The following is a 19,631-nucleotide window of genomic DNA, read 5'->3' on the forward strand; positions in this document are numbered from 1 at the left end:
GGTAGCTCAGAAGCTCAATGCGGCCGCGTGCTGGTAGGCGATCGTCATGCCCATCGGTGTGGCGATCCAGGCCTGTTCCCGGTGGGAGGCTTCCGAGATATCGTTGCCCGTCATCCTGGCAAAGCGCTTCTTGATATCGAGCAGCAGGGCCAGTTCCTCTTCATCGAAGCAGTTCCGGTCCGACGCCAGCAGCGGCAGGACCTGTGTTCCCTCGGTGGTGCCTACCTTCACTTCCACCTGGCGAATCAGGCCACGTTGTTCCAGCAGCGAGAACAGCAGCCGGAACGCCGAAGGCACCGGCCCATACGGCAGGCGTTCATAGGCCAGTCCGGACAGGCTGCGTCCCCGTTGCTTATAGAAACTGAAGTCGCTGTAGAACAGCAGCTTGTTGAGTTTCGTGACGAAGACGCCTTCCGGTTCGCTCAGCAGCAGCACCAGTTGTCCCAACTTCTCCAGGTGGATGCCCTCGGCCGGTGCAGTACGCACGCTGGTCAGGAAGGCTTTTTCCAGCGCCTGGGCGGCGGCCTTCGTTTCGAGATCAGCCAGCAGGCGGGAACGCACCTGCGGTGCCAGGTCGGCGGCGGTGCGCACCAGTTCCATGGCGGTCTCGGCCGAGCTCATGGCCATGCGCATGGCCTTGTCATGGGCATCGGACTGCAGCTTGCCGTTCTCGTAGCGACTGACGGTCGCCACGCCCCAGCCGAGTACGGCCGCCAGTTCGACCTGGGACAGTCCGAGCGACTTGCGCCACGCCGTCAGTTGCGCCGGCCGGACCATGCCGTGCTTGTCGCGATACAGATCGCGCGCCAGGGCCAGGCTGTCGTCCATCTCCATCGTCTGGAAACTTTCGCCGCAGCGCTGGCAGGCGAAATAGTTCACCGGAACCTCGAAGGCTTCCTTGTTCACCGTCCGGATTTCGGTCGTACTCACGGCCTGTACCGTGCCTTCGCCGGCACAGTTGGGGCAGATATCGAAAAGCTTGTTGTCCATCAGACGCTCCATTGAACGGGGGGCTTGGAGAAGGGAAAGGTCATCGTCCTCTCAGGGGGATGGAAGGACATGCAGGTGGTCTTGCGGCCATCCTTGCTGACTGCCAGGCAGAGCTTGATGTACACCCGCCGTACTACCTGTTCCTCATCGACCCACTGGATGACGGCCTTGCCGAAGTGCCACACTCAACCCGCACCCCAGTCGTTCTGATTCGGGCCATAGCTGTAATCTTCCACGCGCAGTTGTCTGAGCGCCATGATCACGTCGCGCATGTCGAAATCGAGTTCATCCAGGAAATCCAACGTCTTGCGCTGGCGCGAAAGGATGATTTCCTTCGGGTTGATGGCAGACAACTGGTTGAGAAAACCTTGGACCTGCAAGCGGGAGGCAGACATCGTATGGGCTCCAATATAAATCAATTGATAAGTTATTGGTTATTGCATATCAAATGATGTTGCTCAGTAGATACATTTGAGCTTTGGATGCTCCATCAATCAGCGTCCGTGTGGTCACGAAAAAGTTGGAAAAAGATAAAGAAAAAGGCAGACGCAAAAAAAGCCCGGCTCACCGCAAGGGCAAGCCGGGCCACACGATGGCGTGCTGACGTAAAGCGATCAGCGCTGATGCACCTTCACCCCCGCCGAATAGGTCGCGGCGATGGCGCGGTCGTCCCCCAGGATAGCCAGGGCGAACAACTGTTCTTCCAGGCTGTCGGTGGTCGCACTGCGGCGCGCCAGCAGGGGGGTGGCCTGTGGATCGAGGACGACGAAGTCGGCGTCACAGCCCGGCGTGAAGCTGCCGATGGTCCCCTCCAGTTGCAGGGCGCGTGCGCCACCCAGTGTCGCCAGGTAGAACATGCGCTGCGCCGGCAGATAGGTGCCGCCCATGCGGGCCACCTTGTACAGCTCGTTCATGGTCTGCAGCATCGAGAAGCTGGTGCCGCCACCGACATCGGTCGCCAGCGACAGCGGTACCCGTGCCGCGTCGGCGCGGGCAAAGTCGAACAGGCCACTGCCCAGGAACAGGTTGGACGTCGGGCACAAGGTCGCAGCCGACTGCGTGGCCGCCATGCGCGCGCGGTCCTGGTCGTCCAGCCAGATGCAGTGTGCATACAGGGCGCGCTGGCGCATGAGGCCGTAGCCGTCATAGACATCCAGGTAGCTGCGCGCGTCGGGGTAGAGCTCCTTGACCCACTTCACTTCGTCGGTGTTCTCGGCCACATGGGTCTGGATATACGCATCCGGATACTGCGCCGCCAGTTCACCGGCCAGCTTCATCTGCGCATGCGTGGACGTCGGTGCGAAACGCACGGTGATGGCGTAATGCTGGCGTCCCTTGTTGTGCCAGCGCTGGATCAGCGCCTCGCTCTCGCGTACGCCGCTCTCGGCCGTGTCACGCAGGAAATCGGGGGCATTGCGATCCATCAGGCATTTGCCGGCCACCATGCGCAGGTTGCGCGCATGGCTGGCGCTGAAGAAGGCGTCCACCGACTGCGGATGCACGGTGCAATACACCGCCGCACTGGTGGTGCCATTGCGCAGCAGTTCACTGAGGAAGAAATCGGCCACTTCGGCCGCATGCTCGGGCTGCTGGAAGCGACGTTCGGCCGGGAAGGTGTAGTTCTCCAGCCAGGGCAGCAGCCCTGGCGCGGGGGAACCGATGATGTCGGTCTGCGGGTAGTGGACGTGGGTATCGATGAAGCCGGGGCAGAGGATCTTGCCGCGCAGGTCCTCGATGGCGGTGCCAGGTGGCAGGCTGGCGGCCAGCGCGGCATAGTCGCCGGCGGCCTGGATCTTGCCGTCCTGGACCAGCAGCAGGCCGTCGCTGTGCCAGTGCGTGGCGTGTTCGTCGAAGGCGGGATCGTTGCTGAAGTACAGCAGGCTGGCGCGGTAGGCTTGCAGGGATGGGCTCATGGTATTTCCTCGTTGCAGGCGGCCTGGCGCTCATTGGGCGCAGACCGTCGATTCAATATTCATCATACTGGAAGGCACAGACGTGAAGATGCTTTCCGTACAGGGATAGGGTGGAATCGATGGGGAAATCCGATCGTGTCTGGCGCCTGGAGCAGGACCGGTGACGTGGATTTCCGGAGGGTGACGGCAGGGTGTTCCTTCAGCCTCTGCCGTCCAGAGCGTGTGTGACCAGGGAAGAGGGATAGCGTTGCGCGGCCGGCTGGCGGGACCGCAATTCCCACAACTGCATCAGTTGGGCCACCACCGCGATGGCGATGCTGGCCGGTTCCTTGCCGTAGATGCCGGGAATGCCGATGGGGCAGGTGATGCGTTCCAGCTGCTGCGCACTGAAGCCGCGTTCGGCCAGGCGATGTTCGAACTGCCGGCGCTTGGTGATCGACCCGATCAGGCCGAACCAGGCCGCATCCCCGCGTTTCAGGATGCGTTCGGTCAACTGCTGGTCAAGGGCGTGGCTGTGGGTCATCACGAGATAGTACGCACCCGGCTCGGCCATGTCCACCGCGGCATTGGGCACGTCGGTGGCTTCGGTGCTGATCTGCACCGGCAAGCCGGGCGGGAACATGTCTTCCCGCTCATCCACCCATAGCACCCGGCAGGGTAGCGTGGACAAGACCTTGACGATGGCCGCGCCGACGTGGCCGGCGCCGAACAGCACCACCTGCGGCTGGTGCGCACGGCACAGGTCCAGCAGCCAGCGGCGGCCCTGTTGGTCGCGCACCAGCTGCGTCTGGCTTGCTGTACGCGCCATGTCCTGCAGCGTGTGCTGCGTGCCATCAGGTTGCAGCAGTTGCATGGGCTCGGCATGGTCCAGTGGCAAGGCCCGCCACCGGTCATTTCCCCTGGTCCATGATTGCTCCAGTGCCCGCCACAGCCGCAATGCCTCGGCATCGCTGGCGATCCGTTCGAAACAGAGAAACACCACGCCACCGCAGCACTGTCCCAGGCTGGGACCCAGTGCGATGCGCTCCAGCCGCCGCTGCCCATCCAGCTGGTCAGGATTGGCCAGCAGCATGGCACGTGCGATCTGCGCGGCGCGCCATTCGAGGTGGCCGCCGCCGATGGTGTCGAACTGCGCATCGGCGGTGTAGAGCATGCGCGCCCCCGATTCACGCGGTGTCGAACCCTGGATCTGCGCCACAGTCACCAGCACGGCCGGTGTGCTGCTCTGCTGCATGCGGCGCAAGGCGGCTAGCCATGTCGTCATGATCGCTCTCCGAGGGTCTGGCTTACTGCACCGCTGCGGCCGCGCGGACCGCATCGACCGCATCGAGGATGGCCTCGCTGGTGGCCGGTGCACGCAATGGCGGGTTGACGCGATGCCCACCCACTGCCGAGACCGCATCGCGTATGGCCAGGAACACCGAGAACGGCAGCAGCAGCGGCGGCTCGCCCACTGCCTTGGAGCGGTGGATGGTGTCGGAGACATTGCTGTTGCGATACAGCTCGGTGCGGAAGGCTTCCGGGCAATCCGAGATGGCCGGGATCTTGTAGGTCGAGGGGGCGTGCGTCATCAGCTTGCCGTCCTTGTTCCACCACAGTTCCTCGGTGGTCAGCCAGCCCATGCCCTGGATGAAGCCACCCTCGACCTGGCCGATGTCCAGCGCCGGGTTCAGGCTCTCTCCGGCGTCGTACAGCAGGTCGGCCTGCAGCAGTTTCCACTCCCCGGTCAGGGTATCGATCACCACTTCCGACACCGCCGCCGCATAGGCGAAGTAGAAGAAGGGATGGCCGTGCATGCGCTTGGCGTCCCAATGCACCTTGGGCGTGGAATAGAAGCCATCGGACCACAGCTGCACCCGTTGCAGGTAAGCCTGCATCACCAGTTCGACGAAGGCGATCGATTGCTCGCCGGCCATCACCAGCCCATCGGCAAAGCGGATGGCCGATGCGTCCACGCCGAAATGCCGGGCCGCCACCTGGGCCAGCCGTTCGCGGATCTGCAGGGCCGCATCCTGCGCAGCCTTGCCGTTGAGGTCGCTGCCGGTGGAGGCGGCGGTGGCCGAGGTGTTGGCGATCTTGCTGGTGTCGGTCGCGGTGCAGCGCACCTGCTCCAGCGGCACGCCCAGCGCATGGGCGACCACCTGCGCCACCTTGGTATTGAGCCCTTGCCCCATCTCCGTGCCGCCGTGGTTCACCAGCACCGAGCCATCGGTATAGACGTGCACCAGCGAACCGGCCTGGTTCAGGTGCGGCACGTTGAAGGAAATGCCGAACTTCACCGGCGTCAGTGCCAGGCCTTTCTTCAGCACCGTATTGCCGGCATTGAAGTCGGCGATCGCCCGGCGCCGCTCCTGGTAGCGGCTGCTCTTTTCCAGCTGGTCCACCAGGCCGTGGATGACGTTGTCTTCCACCTTCTGGCCATAGTGGGTGACGTTGCGCGCCGCCGGCCCTTCTTCATCGCTGGGGCCGTAGAAATTGTTGCGGCGGATCTCCAGCGGATCACGCCCCAGGTTGCGGGCGATCTCGTCGATGATGTACTCGATGGCCAGCGCCCCCTGCGGTCCGCCGAAACCGCGGAAGGCGGTATTGGACTGGGTGTTGGTCTTGCCGCACATGGCGTGGATTTCCACGTCCGAGAGGTAGTAGGCATTATCGAAGTGGCACACCGCCCGCGTGGCCACCGGGCCGGACAGGTCGGCCGAAAAACCGGCCCGCGAGATCATGTCGATCTTGGCCGCCAGGATGCGTCCGCTGTCGTCATAGCCGATCTCATAGTCGTAGGCGAAGCAGTGGCGCTTGCCGGTGACCATCATGTCGTCGTCCCGGTCGGCGCGCAGCTTGACCGGACGACGCAGGCGCGCCGCCGCCACGGCAGCGGCGCAGGCCCACAGCGCCGATTGCGATTCCTTGCCACCGAAGCCACCGCCCATGCGCCGGCATTCCACCAGCACATCGTGCGAGGCCAGTTTCAACACGGTGGCGATATGGTGCTGCATCTCGCTGGGGTGCTGGGTCGAGCAGTACACGTGCATGCCGCGCCCCTCCTTGGGGATGGCATAGGAAATCTGCCCCTCCAGGTAGAACTGCTCCTGTCCGCCCACATCGAACTGGCCGCGCAGCTTGTGCGGTGCCAGCGCCAGGGCCACCGCCGGTTCCCCGCGCGACAGGTGCATCGGCGGCAGTACATAGGATTGCGCGGCATGGGCGGCGCGTGGCGTCAGGACCGGCGGCAGTTCTTCGTAATCGACCACCGCCAGGCGCGCGGCGCGGCGCGCATGGTCGTGGCTGTCGGCCACCACGATGAACATCGGCTGACCCACGTATTGCACCAGCCCATCGGCCAGCACCGGATCGTCGTGGATGATGGCCCCGCATTCGTTCTCGCCCGGAATGTCCGTTGCGGTGAAGACTGCGACCACACCGGTGGCCGCCTTGACCTTGTCCAGGTCGATGGCGCGCACCCTGGCATGGGCCTTCTGCGACAGGCCCAGGGCCGCATGCAGGGTCCCCTGCAGTTCCACGATGTCGTCGGTGTAGGTGGCTTCGCCGGTCACGTGCAGCAGGGCCGATTCATGCGGATGCGGCTTGCCTACGGTGGCCCAGTCCTGGGGCGGTTGTACCAGAGTATTGAGGAATTGTTCGCTTTGCTTGTTCATGCTGTTCTCCTGCGGATTCTGTCGATAGGCTGTACGCGATGCATTCACGCCGCGAAGGCGCGCACGTCCTGGCGCGTCAGCGGCGCCTCGCTGCGGGTTTCCAGCCAATAGCGATAGAGCAGGTTCTGCGCGGTGCGCAGGCGATAGGCGGCGCTGGCACGCATGTCCGACAGCGGCGCGTAATCCTGGGCCAGCGCAGCCATGGCGGCGCGTACCTGTGCCTCGTCCCACACCTTGCCTTGCAACAGTGCCTCCGCCTGTGCGGCGCGTTTGGGCGTGGCGGCCATGCCGCCGAAGGCGATGCGCGCTTCGGTCACGATGTCACCGTCCATGCGCAGGGCAAAGGCAGCACAGACCGCCGAGATATCCTGGTCGAAGCGCTTGGAGAGCTTGTACACGCGGAAACGCACCTCCTTGCCGGGCAGCGGAATACGTACGGCCTGCACCACCTCGTTGGCTTGCAGGGCCGACTTCTGATAGGCCAGATAGAAGTCTTCCAGCGGCATGACACGCTGACCGTCCACGCCGGCCAGCACGATCTGCGCACCCAGCGCGATCAGCCAGGGCATGGAGTCGCCGATGGGCGAGCCATTGGCGATATTGCCGCCCAGGGTGCCGGCGTTGCGCACCGGCATGGAGGCAAAGCGCTGCCATAGTTCGGACAGCTCTTGCGGATAGTGGCGGGCCGCTTCGGCGTAGGCGTCCTCCAGCGAGACGCCGGCACCGATCTCCAGCATGCCATCCTGCACGGACATGGCGCGCAGTTCTTCCACGCGACCGATGTAGAGGATGTCACCCAGCTCGCGCATCTGCTTGGTCACCCACAGGCCCACATCGGTGGAACCGGCCAGGATGCGCGCCTTGGGCAGCTCGGCGCGCAACTGCAGCAGCTGCGCCAGCGTGCGTGGGGCGTGGAAGGTCTGGCCGCCATGCGTCACGGCCAGCGGCGCGTCGCGGTCGATGGCGCGTAGCGCGGTCTTGACGGCGTCACGGTCGAAATCCACCTTGGGCAGTTCGCCCATGCGGCGTGCCGCATCGATGATGGGGCGATAGCCGGTGCAGCGGCACAGGTTGCCGGAAAGGGCGTCATCGATCTCGCGCTTGGTCGGCGTGACGCCGTCCTGGTCGTGCTTCAGGTACAGGCCCCACAGCGACATCACGAAACCCGGCGTGCAGAAGCCGCACTGCGAGCCATGGCATTCCACCATGGCCTGCTGTACCGGATGCAGGCAGCCATCGGCCTGCTTCAGGTCTTCCACGGTGAACAGCGCCCGGCCGTCCAGGGTGGGCAGGAACTGGATGCAGGAGTTGACCGTCTTGAGCTCCAGCTGATCATTGCGCAGCTCGCCCACCACCACGGTGCAGGCTCCGCAATCGCCTTCGGCACAGCCTTCCTTGGTGCCGGTGCAATGCAGGTCTTCGCGCAGATGCTGCAGAACGGTGCGGGTCGTGGGTTGGCCTGCTACTTCGTGGGTCTGGCCGCGAAAGTAGAACTGGATGGGGCGGATGGTCTCTGGCATTTGGCTTTACTCAATATGGATTGTCTACAAAACAGACTGCTTTATGGCGCGCTCCAGGGCGTATCGTGGGGCGTGCTTCTTATTATTGGATCTGCTTTCAGGCGGCATGTCCGCTCGGGGCGGCGGCCGGCCTGTGGTGTCTCCCGTGGCCAGATGGCATTCAAGAAACGTGCCGGGGTCGTCAAAAGAGGAAACGGATTGTCCGCAGCCTATTGTTGCGGACGATTGTCGGGTTCCCTCTTGTCACGATCCCGAAGAGGCAGCCCCTGTCGTTGCGGGCCGCCTCTTCGATGGTTCAGACTACTTCATGACGCTGCATGCGCTCATTCGCCACCGAGGTAGATGATCTTGAACAGGAAGATCGCAGCGATGATCCAGATTACCACCGACACGTCCCGGGCGCGACCGGTGAGCAGCTTCAGGCCGGCGTAGCTGATGAAGCCCAGTGCCAGGCCATTGGCGATCGAATAGGTGAAGGGCATCACCAGCGCCGTGATCACGGCCGGCACGCATTCGGTGGTGTCGTCCCAGTCGATGTGCACCAGTTCGCGCAGCATCAGGCAGGCCACGAAGAACAGCGCCGGTGCCGTCGCATAGGCCGGTACCACGCCAGCCAGCGGTGCGATGAACAGGCACAGCAGGAACAGTACCGCGATGGCCACGGCGGTGAGGCCGGTACGGCCACCGGCCTGTACGCCGGCGGCGCTCTCGATGTAGGCGGTGGTGGACGAAGTGCCCAGCAGGGAGCCGGCGACGATGGCCGTGCTGTCGGCCATCAGGGCCTTGTTCAGGCGCGCCATCTTGCCGTCCTTCATCAGCCCGGCGCGGGTGGCCACGCCCATCAGGGTGCCGGTGGCGTCGAACAGTTCCACCAGGAAGAACACCAGCACCACATTGATCAGGCCCATGGAAATGGCGCCCTTGATATCCAGTTGCAGGAAGGTCGGCGCAATCGAGGGCGGTGCGGCGAAGATGCCCGAGAAATGGTTGCCGCCGAAGACGAACGACAGCACCGTCACCAGCAGGATGCCGATCAGCAGCGCCCCGCGCACCTTCAGGCGGTCCAGCGCCACGATCACCAGGAAGCCGATGACGGCCATCACCGGCGCCGGCTGGTGCAGGTCACCGAGGGTCACGAAGGTGGCCGGATTGGCGGCGACGATGCCGGCGCTCTTGAGCGAAATGATCGCCAGGAACAGCCCGATGCCGGCCGGGATGGCCGTGCGCAAGGAGCGCGGAATGCTCTGGATGATCAACTCGCGCACGCGCAGCACGCTCACCAGCAGGAACAGGCAGCCCGAGATCAGCACCGCGCCCAGCGCGGCCTGCCACGGGAAGCCCATGCCCTTGACCACGGCATAGGCGAAGTAGGCATTGAGCCCCATGCCGGGTGCCAGGCCGATGGGGTAGTTGGCGTACAGGCCCATGATGAGCGTGCCCACGGCAGCGGCCACGCAGGTGGCGACGAACACCGAGTCCTTGGGCATGCCGGCGTCCCCCAGGATGGAGGGATTGACGAAGATGATGTAGGCCATCGTCAGGAAGGTGGTGAGCCCGGCCAGCAGCTCGGTGCGCACGGTGGTGCCGTTTTCTTCCAGGCGGAAGAATCTGTTCAGGGCGTTCATTGTGGGTTGTCTCCGTTGGGTCCTTTTTTATGCGCCGGAAAACCCGCCTGCAGCGGTGGCAGGCAGAAAGTGGGCGTTGCTGTTGTCTTGGCAGCGTTCGTAATGTCGTTGAATTTCATGATGCGCGATGTAAGGGCCGGGGCATAGCCATTATTGGGCTGGGGTTATAACGGTCGGATTGGCGGAAAACCCGCCTGGCAGGCGGATTTTGTTGCATTGCATTGTCGGCATACGGGTAAGCAATCGATCGTCGCAAATTGCCGCCAGGACCGAGATTTTGCCACTGTTGTCGGATTGCATCCGGGAACGCCCGCTTTTCGGCTTTCGCCTCAGGCCGTTCGGGCCGGACTGCGTGCCCGGTTCCAGTAGTCCGGCTGGGCATAGACGTCCTTGAGGTAATCGATGAAAAAGCGCGTCTTGGCCGGCAGGTGCCGCTGCTGCGGGTAGACCGCCATGATGTCGTAGTGGGGCAGGGCGTAGTCGTCCAGCACCGTCACCAGCTCGCCTGACGCCAGTTGCGCCTGGATTTCCCAGGTGGAGCGCCAGGCCAGTCCCAGCCCTTCGCTGGCCCAGCGGTGCAGCAGTTCGCCATCGTTGCAATCCAGCTTGCCCTGTACCTTGATGATGACCGGCTTGCCATTCTGCTGGAAATACCAGCCGCGCTGCTGGCCGCCCTGCAGATTGAAGGCCAGGCAGTTATGGCGCGCCAGGTCGTCCAGCGTGCGCGGGATGCCGTGGCGATGCAGGTAATCCGGCGCCGCGCAGACCACGCGGCGGTTGCTGGCCAGGCGCACGGCCACGAAACTGGGCTCAATGGCGCCGCCGATGCGGATGCCCAGGTCATAGCCCTCGCGCACCAGATCCACCACGCGATCGGTCAGGTTGAAGGAGATCTGCACCTCCGGGTGGGCCGCCAGGAAGGTCGGGGCATGCGGCGCCACATGCAGCCGGCCATAGGCGGCAGGCGTAGAGACCACCAGGTGGCCGGTGGCCTTGTGACGCCCTTCGGCCACGCTCTTTTCGGCCGTGTCCATCTGTTCCAGCAGCTTGCGGCAGTGATCCAGGAAGACGCTGCCCTGCTCGGTCAGCGTCAGGTGGCGCGTGGTCCGGTGCATGAGCTTGGTCCCCAGGCGCTTTTCCAGGGCATCGATGCGCCGCCCCATCATCACCGGCGTGACCTGTTCTTCCAGCGCGGCGGCGGCCAGGCTGCCCTTGTCCACCACCGAAACGAAGGCTTCGATTTGCTTGAGTTTGTCCATCAATTCCTCCTGGCTGCAGTGTAATTCAATACTTTTTCTATGTTTCCATACTTTTGGTAAGTAATCAGTGGATTCTGATGATACTTATCATCCGGATTTGTAATGACTAGCATGGCCTCCAGAGATCAACACCATCCCAACGGACATCTGGAGAACGAGCATGGCAAAGATGAGAGCAGTCGACGCGGCAGTGCATGTACTGGTCAAGGAGGGCTGCCTGCAGGCCTTCGGCGTACCGGGCGCGGCCATCAACCCCTTCTATTCGGCCCTCAAAAAGCACGGCGGCATCGGACACATTCTGGCGCGCCATGTGGAGGGCGCCTCCCACATGGCCGAGGGCTATACCCGCGCCAGGGCCGGCAACATCGGCCTGTGCATCGGTACCTCGGGGCCTGCCGGCACCGACATGATCACCGGCCTCTATTCGGCCCAGGCCGATTCCATTCCCATCCTGTGCGTCACCGGCCAGGCCCCGCGTGCGCGGCTCTACAAGGAAGACTTCCAGGCCGTGGACATCGAGTCCATCGCCAAGCCCGTCACCAAGTGGGCCGTGACCGTGCGCGAGCCGGCCCAGGTGCCGCGCGTATTCCAGCAGGCTTTCCACCTGATGCGCTCGGGCCGCCCGGGGCCGGTGCTGATCGACCTGCCCTTCGATGTGCAGATGGCCGAGATCGATTTCGACCCGGATACCTATGCGCCGCTGCCTGTCTATCGTCCCGCCGCCACCCGCGCCCAGATCGAGAAGGCCCTGGAGATGCTCAACGCCGCCGAACGTCCACTGCTGACCATCGGCGGCGGCGTGGTCAATGCCGACGCTGCCGGGCTGGCGGTGGAGTTTGCCGAACTGACCGGCGTGCCGGTCATCCCCACGCTCATGGCCTGGGGCGCCATCCCTGACGATCACCCGCAGATGGCCGGCATGGTCGGCCTGCAGACCAGCCACCGCTATGGCAATGCCACGCTGCTGGCCTCGGACTTCGTGCTCGGCATCGGCAATCGCTGGGCCAATCGCCATACCGGCTCCATCGATGTCTTCACCAAGGGCCGCAAGTTCGTCCACGTCGATATCGAACCGACCCAGATCGGCCGCGTCTTTGGCCCCGACTATGGCATTGTCAGCGATGCCGGCGCCGCACTGAATCTGTTCGTCGAGGTGGCACGTGAACTCAAGGCGGCGGGCCGCCTGCCTGACCGCTCGGCCTGGCTGACCGAGTGCCAGCAGCGCAAGAAGACCCTGCAGCGGCGCACCCATTTCAACGAGGTACCGGTCAAGCCGCAGCGCGTCTATGAGGAAATGAACCGCGCCTTCGACCGCGATACCTGCTACGTCGCCACCATCGGCCTGTCGCAGATCGCCGCCGCGCAATTCCTGCATGTCTACAAGGACCGCCACTGGATCAACTGCGGCCAGGCCGGTCCGCTGGGCTGGACCATCCCCGCCGCACTGGGCGTGGTGGCGGCCGATCCGCAGAAGAAGGTGGTGGCCATCTCGGGCGACTACGACTTCCAGTTCATGATCGAAGAACTCGCCGTGGGCGCGCAATTCAAGCTGCCCTACCTGCACGTGCTGGTCAACAACTCCTACCTCGGCCTGATCCGCCAGGCCCAGCGCGGCTTCGAGATGGACTACTGCGTGCAGCTGGCCTTCGAGAACATCAACGCCCCCGAACTGCAGGGCTATGGCGTGGACCATGTGGCCGTCGTCGAGGGCCTGGGCTGCAAGGCCATCCGCGTGACCGACCCCAATGGCATCCAGGATGCGCTGGCCCAGGCGCAGCGCTGGATGGCCGAGTATCGCGTGCCGGTGGTGGTGGAAATCATCCTGGAGCGCGTCACCAACATCGCCATGGGCACCGAGATCGATGCCATCAACGAATTCGAAGCCCTGGCCGAGCGCGCCGAGGATGCCCCCACCGCCATCAGCCTGCTGGACTAAGAGGAGCCACGATGACCCGACTTGCTGCCAATCTCACCATGCTGTTCACCGAACAGCCTTTCCTGGAACGCTTCAAGGCTGCGGCCGATGCCGGTTTCAAGGGCGTGGAATTCCTGTTCCCGTATGCCTTCACGCCGCAGCAGATCGCCGACCAGCTGCGCACCCATCGCTTGCAACTGGTATTGCACAACCTGCCAGCCGGCAACTGGGATGCGGGCGAGCGGGGCATTGCCTGCCACCCGGACCGGGTGGCCGAGTTCCGCGCCGGTGTCGATGAGGCGATCCGCTATGCCAAGGCGCTGGAAGTGCCGCAGCTGAACTGCCTGGTCGGCATCCTGCCACCGGGTGTCTCGCGCGAGGCCGCCCGCGAGGTGCTGGTGGGCAATCTCAAGTACGCCGCCAGCAAGCTCAAGGAGCAGGGCATCCGCCTGCTGATCGAACCGATCAACCATTTCGACATCCCCGGCTTCTTCCTCAACACCACGCGCCAGGCGGTAGAGCTGATCCTGGCCACCGGCTCGGACAATCTCTTCGTCCAGTACGACATCTATCACATGCAGCGCATGGAGGGCGAACTGGCCAACACCCTCAAGGCCAACCTTTCCCTGATCGGCCACGTGCAACTGGCCGACAACCCCGGGCGCGGCGAGCCCGGCAGCGGCGAAATCAATTACCGCTACCTGTTCGGCTGGCTGCAGGAGATCGGCTATCGCGGCTGGATCGGCTGCGAATACAAACCGCAGGCCGGCACCGTTGCCGGCCTGGGCTGGATGGCGCAACACGGCTTGCAGCACGCGTGAGGGCGTGAATGCGCAAGTGCGCGCAAGCAGGATTTCATCTTTTCTTGAGGAGACACAGCATGGCAAAAGTCGGATTCATCGGCCTGGGTATCATGGGCGCACCCATGGCGGACAAGCTGCAACAAGGCGGCCACAAGCTCTACCTGCATGACCAGAAAAACCCGCCGGCGGGATTGCTGGAAGGCGGCGCCACCGTCTGCACCTCGGGCGCGGAAGTGGCCAAGCGCGCCGACATCGTCATCGTCATGGTGCCGGACACGCCGCACGTCCAGGCTGTGCTGTTCGGCGAAAAGGGCGTGGCCGAAGGCCTCTCGCCCGGCAAGATCGTGGTCGACATGAGTTCCATCTCGCCCATCGCCACCAAGGAGTTCGCGCAGAAGATCAACGCCCTGGGTTGCCAGTACCTGGATGCACCGGTCTCGGGTGGCGAAGTCGGCGCCAAGGCCGCCTCGCTGACCATCATGGTCGGCGGATCGGAATCGGCTTTCAACGACGTCAAGCCCCTGTTCGAACTGATGGGCAAGAACATCACCCTGGTCGGCGGCAACGGTGACGGCCAGACCACCAAGGTCGCCAACCAGATCATCGTGGCCCTGAACATCCAGGCCGTGGCCGAGGCACTGCTGTTCGCTTCCAGGGCCGGTGCCGATCCGGCCCGGGTGCGTCAGGCGCTCATGGGGGGCTTCGCCGCCTCGCGCATCCTGGAGGTGCATGGCGAACGCATGGTCAAGCGCAGCTTCAATCCGGGCTTCCGCATCGAGTTACACCAGAAGGACCTGAACCTGGCCTTGCAGGGCGCCAAGGCGCTGGGCATCAGCCTGCCCAACACCGCCACCGCGCAGGAGCTGATGAATGCCTGCGCCGCCCATGGCCTGAGCGGACTGGATCACTCGGCGCTGTGCCGCGCCGTGGAGATCATGTCCAACCATGAGATTGCCCAGGCGTGAGCAGTTGACGCTGCCAGCATGAGGTGCGGCCAGGGATGATGATGGTCCTGGCATACCTCATCCCGTTCGGACTGAGTAGCCGCGCAAGCGGCGTATCGAAGGCGCGCAGACGTGAGAGCGCCTTCGATACGATCCTTCGGATCTACTCAGTCCGAACGGCTTTTTAATGATCAAAACAATTTAAAGAGGATGTTCATGCGCCGCCAACGCCAGGCCAAAATCGTCGCCACCCTCGGCCCCGCCAGTGCCACGCCGGAAATGATCCGCGCCCTCTTCGAGGCGGGTGCCGACGTGTTCCGTTTCAATTTCAGTCACGGCAGCCACGCCGACCATCACGCCCGCTACCAGATCGTGCGCCAGGTGGAGCAGGAAGTGGGCCGTCCCATCGCCGTCCTGGCCGACCTGCAAGGCCCCAAGCTGCGCATCGGCCAGTTCGCCCAAGGCCGTGTGAGTGTCGAGGCCGGGCAGGCCTTCGTGCTGGACCACGATGCGACCCCTGGTGATGCTCACCGGGTATGCCTGCCGCATCCGGAATTGTTCGAGGTCATCGGACCCGGGCAAAGCCTGTTGATCGACGATGGCAAGGTGCGGCTGCAGGTCGACTCCAGCGATGGCGCCCGCATCCTTACCCGCGTGGTCAACAGCGGCGTGCTGTCCGACCGCAAGGGCGTCAATGTGCCGGATGCGGTGTTGCCGATTCCCGCACTGACCGCCAAGGACCGGCGCGACCTCGATTTCGCATTGGACATGGGCGCGGACTGGATCGCACTATCCTTCGTACAACGTCCTGAAGATGTGAAGGAAGCCCGCAGCCTGGTTGCAGGCCGCGCGGCCATTCTTTCCAAGCTGGAAAAGCCTGCCGCGCTGGACCGGCTGGAAGAGATTGTCGACGTCTCGGACGCCATCATGGTGGCGCGCGGCGACCTCGGTGTGGAGCTGCCCCCGGAATGCGTGCCGGGCACGCAAAAGCGCATCCTGCGTGCCTGCCGCCAGCAGGGCAAGCCGGTCGTGATCGCCACCCAGATGCTGGAATCCATGATCAGCGCCCCGGTCCCCACCCGCGCAGAAGTCTCGGATGTAGCCAGTGCCATCTACGATGGCTCGGACGCGGTGATGCTCTCGGCCGAATCGGCCCATGGCGACTACCCGGTGCAGGCGGTGACGATGATGGATCGGGTGATCACCGAAGTGGAGCGAGACCCGCTCTACCGCACGCTGATGCAGGCCCAGTACGCGGCCCCGCAACGCAACCGCCCGGACGCCATCTGCGCCGCCCTGCGCGACGTCACCGGTATCCTCGGCGCCAGCGCCACGGTGACCTACACCAGCTCCGGCCATACCAGCCTGCGCGCCGCCCGCGAACGCCCGTCCGCGCCCATCCTCTGCATCACCCCGCAACTGACGACAGCCCGACGGCTGGCGCTGGTATGGGGCGTGCATTCCACCATCAGCGAACAGATGCACGACGAAAGCCAGCTGGTCGGTGCTGCCTGCCAGGCAGCGGTGCGGGAGGGATTTGCGCGCAAGGGAGATCAGATTGCGATCACTGCCGGCATGCCCTTCGGGCAGCCGGGGAGTACCAATCTGTTGCGGGTGGCGGAGGTGTGGGGATAGGCCGGATAACCATCATGACGGCCGGAGAAGCCGTTCAGCATCATGCTGAACGGCTTTCTTTCATGGGTGCGCTGGCGCCAGCTTGAACACCCCCACCACATCCTGCAACTGCACGGCCTGGTCGCGCATGGACTGGGCGGCGGCGGCGGCCTGTTCCACCAGGGCCGCGTTCTGCTGGGTCGATTCGTCCATTTGGGTGATGGCCCGGTTGATTTCTTCCAGGCCCGTGCTCTGCTCCTGGCTGGCCCGGCTGATCTCGGCGATGATGGTGTTGACCCTTTGCACGCTGGCCACCACATCCTCCATGGTGCTGCCGGCCTGCTGCACCAGGGTACTGCCGTTTTCGATCTTGCCCACCGAGTCATGGATCAGGGTCTTGATCTCGCGGGCGGCGCTGGCGCTGCGCTGGGCCAGCGAGCGCACCTCCGAGGCCACCACCGCAAAGCCGCGTCCCTGTTCGCCGGCACGCGCGGCTTCCACGGCAGCATTGAGCGCGAGGATATTGGTCTGGAAGGCGATGCCGTCGATGACCGCGATGATGTCCACGATCTGCCGTGAGGACGCATTGATGTCAGCCATCGTATCGACCACCCGATGCACCACGCTCCCGCCCTGTACCGCGATGCCGGAGGCGGTGCTGGCCAGTTGCGTGGCCTGACGGGCGTTGTTGGCGTTCTGTCTGACGGTGGTGGTCAGCTCTTCCATGGCCGAGGCGGTTTCTTCCAGGGAGCCCGCCTGCTGCTCGGTGCGGGCCGAGAGATCCAGGTTGCCGCTGGCGATTTCACCGGCGGCATGGTGGATCGTATTGCTGCCCTGGTGCACGCGACCAACGATGTTGCGCAAGTTCTCATTCATCAGTTTCAGGGCCGCCATCAGCTCGCCAGTCTCGTCGCGCGAGGTGACTTCCACCTGCGTGGACAGGTCGCCTTCGGCCACCCGCCGTGCCACGCCCACGGCATGGCCGAGCGGGCGCGAGATGCTGCGCGAGACCAGCCATGCGACTGCGGTAGCCAGCAGCAGAGCGACCACGGCCAGGCTGTTGATGAGTAGACGGGCACTGGCCGAATCCCGGGTGGCTGCTTCGCCGGCCGCATCCATCAGACCACCCTGGTAGTCGAACATGGCATCGAGCGCAATGAAGTACTTGATCTGCACCGGCATGAATTGCTGCGGCAGGAAGGCACGGGCTTCATCGGTGCGACCCGCCATGGCCAGGGCCATGAGCTGGTCGCGCGCGGGAACGTAGGCCTGGCGTGCCGCGATAGCGGCTTCCACGTATCGCCTGTCTTCCTCGGTGCGTGCCACTTGCTGCAGCCTGGCCAGGTATTCGTTCATCTTGCGGTCGGCCGCCGTGGCATCGGCGGCTAGGGCCTTGATGCGCTCGGGGTCGCTGGTGAGCAGGATGTCGCGGATATCCAGGGCGATCTTGTTGACCTGGATCTGTACCGTGTTGGCCATGACCGTCTTGGGATAGCGGTCCTTGACGATGAGGCCGATGCCATCGGCCAGTCGTCCCAGTTGCAGGTTGCCGAGTATGGCGATGGCCAGCAGGAGCACCATGACTGCGCCAAAACCCAGCGCCAGGCGGGCGCCGATCTTCATGTCCGAGATACGCATGTTCGACTCCGGAGTGAGGGTGGGTTAGTGGGCCGATGAGCGGGCCGCTTCAGCCAGTTGCAGCGACAGGGCGTTGTGCCGCTCCAGCACCACCCCCAGATCGATGCTGGTGAATTGCCCCTCGCGCACGATCACGCGGCCGTTGATGATGCTGTAGTCCACATTGGCCGGGGTGCAGAACACCAGCGCGGCCACCGGGTCATGCAGCGCCCCGGCAAAGGCCAGCTGGCGCGTGTCGAACAGCACCAGATCGGCTGACATGCCGGGTTTGAGCGCGCCGATGTCATCCCGATTCAATACCTTCGCACCACCCAGGGTGGCGATCTCCAGCGCCTGCCGTGCCGTCATGGCGTCCGGGCCGAATCCTACCCGCTGCAGCAGCATGGCCTGACGCACTTCACCCAGCATGTGGGCGCTGTCGTTGGAGGCACTGCCATCCACCCCCAGTCCGACCGGCACGCCTGCGTCCAGCATCTTGCGGATGGGGGCGATGCCGGAGGCCAGGCGCATGTTGGAACAGGGGCAATGCGCCACGCCGGTGCCGGTGCGGGCGAAGAGATCGATACCGTGATCATCCAGTTGCACGCAGTGGGCGTGCCAGACGTCGTGGCCGACCCAGCCGCAGTCCTCGGCGTATTCGGCCGGGGTCATGTTGAATTTCTCGCGACTGTAGGCGATGTCGTTGACGTTCTCGGCCAGGTGGGTGTGCAGCGAGACGCCGTAGTGGCGGGCCAGATTGGCGGCTTCGCGCATCAGGTCGCGCGAGACCGAGAAGGGCGAGCAGGGGGCGACCACGATGCGCTGCATGGCGTGACGCGCCGGGTCGTGATAGGTCTCGATGAGGCGGCGACTGTCCTTGAGGATGGCTTCTTCGTCTTCCACCACGCGATCCGGCGGCAGGCCGCCCTTGGATTGGCCTACGCTCATGGCGCCTCGGGCGCCGTGGAAGCGCATGCCGATCTGGGTCGCGGCTTCCAGGCTGTCGTCCAGGCGGGTCTGGTTGGGGTAGATGTAGAGGTGGTCGCTGCTGGTGGTGCAGCCGGAGAGGATCAGCTCGGCCATGGCGGTGAGCGTGGAGACCTGGATCATCTCGGGGGTGAGGCCGGCCCAGATCGGGTAGAGGTTGGTGAGCCAGTTGAACAGTTCGCCATTCTGCGCGGCGGGGATGACGCGCGTGAGGCTCTGGTACATGTGGTGGTGGGTATTGACCAGGCCGGGGATGACGACATGGTGGGTGGCGTCGATGATTTCATCGGCCTGCTGCGGCAGGTCGGCACTCTTGCCGACCTGTTCGATCACGTTGTCGCGGATGTAGATGGCGCCTTGCGGGATTTCTTCGCGGGTGTCGTTCATGGTGACGAGCACGCGGGCGTTCCTGATCAGCAGGGTCTTGCTGTTTGGCTTGTGTTGCATGTTGCTGGACTCCTTCTTGGGTTCCTTGTTTCTGTTGGATTGGCTTGCTTGCGGGTCGACGCAGGTGACAGGGGGGAGTCCTTTTCTTGCCCTATTAACGCTGCGTCGATGTTGTTGCTAGGAGGATTAAACTTTCTTTAATGCCTTGTTCTGTTGGATGTTCGGGTATCGGGTAGTCTGCATGGGATTTCTTCCTTCGCCCTGGCTTAATTTCTATCTTTCTTCGGTCGCAGGGGAGCGCCGGGGACGGCCCGGCAGCCGCTTACTTTCTTTGGCCCGCCAAAGAAAGTAAGCAAAGAAAACGGCCCCCAAGAGCCAGCCCTCCTGCGGAGGGTTCCCGC

At 64.1% G+C, this 19,631-nt stretch carries 16 protein-coding genes; 4 read left to right on the top strand and 12 right to left on the bottom strand.

Translation table 11 applies throughout. The features are described from left to right. Positions 1 to 6: 6 nt before the first annotated feature. The 10 genes from HWE04_RS17755 to HWE04_RS17795 all read right to left on the bottom strand — a co-directional run bounded on the left by HWE04_RS17755 (position 7) and on the right by HWE04_RS17795 (position 10,963). Positions 7 to 990 carry a type II TA system antitoxin MqsA family protein gene (locus HWE04_RS17755; protein WP_241813239.1) on the bottom strand — a complete coding sequence of 328 codons (984 nt, stop codon included), beginning with the start codon at positions 988 to 990 and terminating at the stop codon, positions 7 to 9. Further along, positions 990 to 1,175 (bottom strand): hypothetical protein, encoded by a 186-nt coding sequence (locus HWE04_RS17760; RefSeq protein ID WP_241813240.1) that lies wholly within the window; start codon positions 1,173 to 1,175, stop codon positions 990 to 992. The genes HWE04_RS17755 and HWE04_RS17760 overlap by 1 nt, the downstream gene beginning before the upstream one ends. Beyond that, positions 1,176 to 1,385, bottom strand: coding sequence for a hypothetical protein (locus tag HWE04_RS17765; RefSeq protein WP_241813241.1), 210 nt, complete (start codon positions 1,383 to 1,385; stop codon positions 1,176 to 1,178). Between the two features lie 219 nt (positions 1,386 to 1,604). Then, complete coding sequence (guaD, locus tag HWE04_RS17770) at positions 1,605 to 2,903, bottom strand: guanine deaminase (protein ID WP_241813242.1); 1,299 nt, start codon at positions 2,901 to 2,903, stop codon at positions 1,605 to 1,607. A 199-nt stretch (positions 2,904 to 3,102) separates the two neighbouring features. After that, positions 3,103 to 4,167, bottom strand: coding sequence for a xanthine dehydrogenase accessory protein XdhC (gene xdhC, locus HWE04_RS17775; RefSeq protein WP_241813243.1), 1,065 nt, complete (start codon positions 4,165 to 4,167; stop codon positions 3,103 to 3,105). Positions 4,168 to 4,189: 22 nt separating this feature from the next. Continuing rightward, positions 4,190 to 6,559 (bottom strand): xanthine dehydrogenase molybdopterin binding subunit, encoded by a 2,370-nt coding sequence (gene xdhB, locus HWE04_RS17780; RefSeq protein WP_241813244.1) that lies wholly within the window; start codon positions 6,557 to 6,559, stop codon positions 4,190 to 4,192. A 44-nt stretch (positions 6,560 to 6,603) separates the two neighbouring features. Further along, positions 6,604 to 8,079, bottom strand: a complete 1,476-nt coding sequence (gene xdhA, locus HWE04_RS17785) for a xanthine dehydrogenase small subunit (protein ID WP_241813245.1) — start codon at positions 8,077 to 8,079, stop codon at positions 6,604 to 6,606. A 323-nt stretch (positions 8,080 to 8,402) separates the two neighbouring features. Beyond that, positions 8,403 to 9,704 (bottom strand): NCS2 family permease, encoded by a 1,302-nt coding sequence (locus HWE04_RS17790; RefSeq protein WP_077236358.1) that lies wholly within the window; start codon positions 9,702 to 9,704, stop codon positions 8,403 to 8,405. Beyond that, positions 9,701 to 9,823: a hypothetical protein gene (locus tag HWE04_RS24475; RefSeq protein WP_256385241.1), complete on the bottom strand. Its 123-nt coding sequence runs from the start codon at positions 9,821 to 9,823 to the stop codon at positions 9,701 to 9,703. The genes HWE04_RS17790 and HWE04_RS24475 overlap by 4 nt, the downstream gene beginning before the upstream one ends. 210 nt (positions 9,824 to 10,033) lie before the next feature. Further along, positions 10,034 to 10,963, bottom strand: a complete 930-nt coding sequence (locus HWE04_RS17795; protein ID WP_241813246.1) for a LysR family transcriptional regulator — start codon at positions 10,961 to 10,963, stop codon at positions 10,034 to 10,036. A gap of 160 nt (positions 10,964 to 11,123) precedes the next feature. Between HWE04_RS17795 and gcl the strand changes: the two genes are divergently transcribed. From gcl to pyk, 4 genes are all read left to right on the top strand, one after another. Beyond that, positions 11,124 to 12,899 (top strand): glyoxylate carboligase, encoded by a 1,776-nt coding sequence (gene gcl, locus HWE04_RS17800; protein ID WP_241813247.1) that lies wholly within the window; start codon positions 11,124 to 11,126, stop codon positions 12,897 to 12,899. A gap of 11 nt (positions 12,900 to 12,910) precedes the next feature. Continuing rightward, entirely contained in the window at positions 12,911 to 13,699 is a 789-nt protein-coding gene (gene hyi, locus HWE04_RS17805) for a hydroxypyruvate isomerase (RefSeq protein ID WP_241813248.1), read from the top strand. Positions 13,700 to 13,758: 59 nt separating this feature from the next. Continuing rightward, complete coding sequence (locus HWE04_RS17810; protein WP_077236362.1) at positions 13,759 to 14,646, top strand: 2-hydroxy-3-oxopropionate reductase; 888 nt, start codon at positions 13,759 to 13,761, stop codon at positions 14,644 to 14,646. 195 nt (positions 14,647 to 14,841) lie between these two features. After that, complete coding sequence (pyk, locus tag HWE04_RS17815) at positions 14,842 to 16,260, top strand: pyruvate kinase (RefSeq protein ID WP_241813249.1); 1,419 nt, start codon at positions 14,842 to 14,844, stop codon at positions 16,258 to 16,260. Positions 16,261 to 16,320: 60 nt separating this feature from the next. Here the strand turns inward: pyk and HWE04_RS24480 are convergent, their stop codons facing one another. Next, positions 16,321 to 17,877, bottom strand: a complete 1,557-nt coding sequence (locus HWE04_RS24480) for a methyl-accepting chemotaxis protein (protein WP_274620166.1) — start codon at positions 17,875 to 17,877, stop codon at positions 16,321 to 16,323. 24 nt (positions 17,878 to 17,901) lie between these two features. Next, complete coding sequence (locus HWE04_RS17830) at positions 17,902 to 19,290, bottom strand: 8-oxoguanine deaminase (protein ID WP_241813250.1); 1,389 nt, start codon at positions 19,288 to 19,290, stop codon at positions 17,902 to 17,904. Between the last annotated feature and the right edge of the window lie 341 nt (positions 19,291 to 19,631).

It is taken from the genome of Herbaspirillum sp. C7C2, from assembly GCF_022627865.1.
Taxonomy (GTDB): Bacteria; Pseudomonadota; Gammaproteobacteria; order Burkholderiales; family Burkholderiaceae_D; genus Herbaspirillum; species Herbaspirillum frisingense.

Bases quoted from the DNA above. Each gene is read 5' to 3' on its own strand.
- HWE04_RS17755 (WP_241813239.1), bottom strand. From the start codon at position 990: ATGGACAACAAGCTTTTCGATATCTGCCCCAACTGTGCCGGCGAAGGC.
- HWE04_RS17765 (WP_241813241.1), bottom strand. From the start codon at position 1,385: ATGTCTGCCTCCCGCTTGCAGGTCCAAGGTTTTCTCAACCAGTTGTCT.
- guaD (WP_241813242.1), bottom strand. From the start codon at position 2,903: ATGAGCCCATCCCTGCAAGCCTACCGCGCCAGCCTGCTGTACTTCAGC.
- xdhC (WP_241813243.1), bottom strand. From the start codon at position 4,167: ATGACGACATGGCTAGCCGCCTTGCGCCGCATGCAGCAGAGCAGCACA.
- xdhB (WP_241813244.1), bottom strand. From the start codon at position 6,559: ATGAACAAGCAAAGCGAACAATTCCTCAATACTCTGGTACAACCGCCC.
- xdhA (WP_241813245.1), bottom strand. From the start codon at position 8,079: ATGCCAGAGACCATCCGCCCCATCCAGTTCTACTTTCGCGGCCAGACC.
- HWE04_RS17790 (WP_077236358.1), bottom strand. From the start codon at position 9,704: ATGAACGCCCTGAACAGATTCTTCCGCCTGGAAGAAAACGGCACCACC.
- HWE04_RS24475 (WP_256385241.1), bottom strand. From the start codon at position 9,823: ATGAAATTCAACGACATTACGAACGCTGCCAAGACAACAGCAACGCCC.
- HWE04_RS17795 (WP_241813246.1), bottom strand. From the start codon at position 10,963: ATGGACAAACTCAAGCAAATCGAAGCCTTCGTTTCGGTGGTGGACAAG.
- gcl (WP_241813247.1), top strand. From the start codon at position 11,124: ATGGCAAAGATGAGAGCAGTCGACGCGGCAGTGCATGTACTGGTCAAG.
- hyi (WP_241813248.1), top strand. From the start codon at position 12,911: ATGACCCGACTTGCTGCCAATCTCACCATGCTGTTCACCGAACAGCCT.
- HWE04_RS17810 (WP_077236362.1), top strand. From the start codon at position 13,759: ATGGCAAAAGTCGGATTCATCGGCCTGGGTATCATGGGCGCACCCATG.
- pyk (WP_241813249.1), top strand. From the start codon at position 14,842: ATGCGCCGCCAACGCCAGGCCAAAATCGTCGCCACCCTCGGCCCCGCC.
- HWE04_RS24480 (WP_274620166.1), bottom strand. From the start codon at position 17,877: ATGCGTATCTCGGACATGAAGATCGGCGCCCGCCTGGCGCTGGGTTTT.
- HWE04_RS17830 (WP_241813250.1), bottom strand. From the start codon at position 19,290: ATGCAACACAAGCCAAACAGCAAGACCCTGCTGATCAGGAACGCCCGC.